The organism is Streptomyces sp. AC627_RSS907, assembly GCF_019049165.1.
Genome location: NZ_JAGMUE010000677.1, coordinates 1 through 609, shown reverse-complemented (window position 1 = coordinate 609; position 609 = coordinate 1). Strand labels below are relative to the sequence as shown.

General features: G+C 72.7%; 1 protein-coding gene. It reads left to right on the top strand.

Going from position 1 to position 609, the window contains the following annotated elements; genetic code table 11:
- The first annotated feature begins 171 nt into the window (after positions 1 to 171).
- A complete protein-coding gene (locus KUM32_RS44375) occupies positions 172 to 357 on the top strand; it encodes a GNAT family N-acetyltransferase (protein ID WP_254392971.1) in 186 nt (61 codons plus the stop codon).
- The last annotated feature ends 252 nt before the right edge of the window (positions 358 to 609 follow it).

Sequence of the window (609 nt, the reverse complement as noted above, 5' to 3'; positions counted from 1 at the left end):
GAACAAGGAGTGTTCCGCCGACATACCGGAGCGCGGGGAGTTCTTCTCGTACGAGGAGTTCGTTCGGCGGCGCTTCGATGATCCCTCGTACGACCCGCGTGGCGTCGTGCTCGCGTTGGACGGCGACGCGTGGGTGGGATGGCGGCCACCTCGCGGCACAGCACGTTCGCGATGAACGAGATGACCGGGGTGCGCGCCGCCTACCGGGGGCGGGGCATCTCGCTGGCCATGAAGACCTACGGGATGGCCTTCGTGCGGGAGTGCGGGCTGCCCACGGTCCGTACGATCCACCATCCGGCCAACGCGAGCGCGATCGCGATGAACCGGCGGATGGGGTTCGTCGACGCGGCTTGGTGAGCGTCGGGCGGGGCCCAGCCCGGCCCGCCCGCGCCCTCGGCGGGGCGGCTCGCGACCCGTACGGGCCTCGACGCCACGGATCGCGCCCGCGCCCCGTACGTGCGACGGCGCGGTCGGGGCCCGGCCCGCGCCCGGCGCACCGCCGTTCGCGCCCGGCACTCGGAAACGGGCTCACCTCAAGTACCGGGTCGTCCGCGGGGTCAGCGCGGCGGGGTGAGGGTGTGATCCACAGTGCCTGTCAGGAGAGGAAGG

Excerpts from the sequence above, each read along its gene's own strand:
- KUM32_RS44375 (WP_254392971.1), top strand. The coding sequence starts at position 172 with ATGAACGAGATGACCGGGGTGCGCGCCGCCTACCGGGGGCGGGGCATC.